The following is a 1900-nucleotide window of genomic DNA, read 5'->3' on the forward strand; positions in this document are numbered from 1 at the left end:
AGCGCCTAAGGCTTTCTCTGAGACCGGGTGTGGCGCTTCCCATGGCCTCAGGCACGGTATGGCTCTGGAGAGAAGGGTGCGGAGTCGACGGGGTGAGCCCCGTTGCGTTCGGTGACGTGCTCGCGGTGCTTTGGGCGATGGGATGGAGGCGATTACCGCTGCGTGTACTCTTCGGCTTTTGGACTCTTTGAGGTACGTTCTGACGGCATGCGCATCTACTTTTCCGGCTCAATTGCCGGCGGGCGAAATGACTTGGCGACCTATGTGGCCATTGTTGCTCACCTCAAGGCGCAAGGCCACCAGGTGCTGACCGAACACGTGGCCAATCCCGGGGTGCTGGACCTGGAGCGGACGATTTCGCCGCAAGAGATTTTTGAGCGCGACATGGCCTGGCTGCGCGAGTGCGACGCCGTGGTGGCGGAGGTGTCCAATCCATCGCTGGGCGTGGGGTATGAAATCTGCCAGGCGACGCATCTCGGCAAACCGATCTTGTGCCTGCACCGCGCGGGGCTGTTCATCTCGCGCATCATCGTGGGCAATACGTCCCCATGCCTGCAGGTCCGGGCTTACCGCGATCAACGCCAGCTCCTTGCCGAGGTCGACAAGTTCCTGGCGGTGTTAGGAACCAAGAGGAGCAGCTGAGTAGTGCGTTTTCTCTTGGGAGATTCCTCCTCCGCACGCGGCATGCGCGGATTGCCGTCGACCGATGAAGAGGGTTGCTCGTGCGTCGGGTGATCCTCCATCTGGACATGGATGCGTTCTTTGCTGCCATCGAGCAGCTTGACCACCCCGAATTGCGCGGCAAGCCGGTGGTGGTCGGCGCCGACCCCAAGGGCGGCAAGGGACGCGGAGTGGTTTCCACATGCAGTTACGAGGCGCGCGCCTTTGGTCTTCGTTCGGCCATGCCCATCTCGCAGGCCTACCGCCTCTGCCCGCATGCGGTGTTCCTGCCGGTGCGGGGGGAGCGGTACGCGGAGGTCTCCGCCCAGGTGATGGAAGTGCTGGGCGAATTCAGCCCGCTGATTGAACAAGTTTCGATCGACGAGGCCTTTGTGGACCTCACGGGCACCGAGAAGCTTCTTGGTCCGCCGCGAGAAGTTGGCATGCGCATCAAGCAGGAGGTACGCCGCCGCACAGGGTTGACTGCCTCGGTGGGGATTGCCCCGAACAAGTTTGTGGCCAAGATTGCTTCTGACCTGCGCAAACCAGACGGCTTCGTGGTGGTGGAAGAACACGAGGTCAGGGATTTTCTCTGGCCGCTGCCGGTGGGCAAACTGTGGGGAGTCGGGGAGAAGACACGTCCACACCTGGAACGTTTAGGGCTGCACACCATCGGTGATGTGGCGCGGCAATCACCATCATTCCTGCACGAAAGGTTCGGGGCGATGGGGTTGCACTTGTGGCATCTGGCCAACGGCATCGACGACCGCCCAGTGGTACCCACGACGGCAGCCAAGTCCATGAGCAAAGAGACAACCTTCGAACAGGATACCGACGACGAGGAGCTCCTCAAAGCAACTCTGGTGGGGCTTGCTGACGCCGTGGCGCGTTGTTTGCGACAGGAAAGACTGCGCGGCTGCACGGTGACGCTCAAGATCAGGCTCGAGGGCTTTGCCACCTTTACGCGCAGCCGCACGCTCGGAGAGCCGACGAATTCCTCGGAGGTCATCGGTGCCACGGCAGCAGACTTGCTGCGCCACTTCGAGCGTGGCAAGAAGAAGGTGCGCCTGCTGGGCGTGGGGGTCTCCGGACTGGTGAGCGAAGGTGCTGCACAGCTTGCGCTGTTCGATGAGGGCACGCGCAGCAAGATCGACAAAGCTATGGACCTCGTGCGCGAGCGCTTTGGCGAGGAGGCGATCTTTCGGGCCAGCTCCATCCGGCCACGGAGAGGCCAGGGCCG

The 1900-nt window shown here is 62.3% G+C and carries 2 protein-coding genes; both read left to right on the forward strand.

The features are described 5' to 3' along the window. Positions 1–162 precede the first annotated feature (162 nt). Positions 163–642, forward strand: a complete 480-nt coding sequence (locus H5U38_10860) for a nucleoside 2-deoxyribosyltransferase (GenBank protein MBC7187524.1) — start codon at positions 163–165, stop codon at positions 640–642. Between the two features lie 107 nt (positions 643–749). Further along, on the forward strand, positions 750–1900 hold a 1151-nt coding region (locus H5U38_10865; GenBank protein MBC7187525.1), incomplete at its 3' end, for a DNA polymerase IV.

It is taken from the genome of Calditrichota bacterium, assembly GCA_014359355.1.
Lineage (GTDB): Bacteria > Zhuqueibacterota > Zhuqueibacteria > JANLFK01 > Oleimicrobiaceae > Oleimicrobium.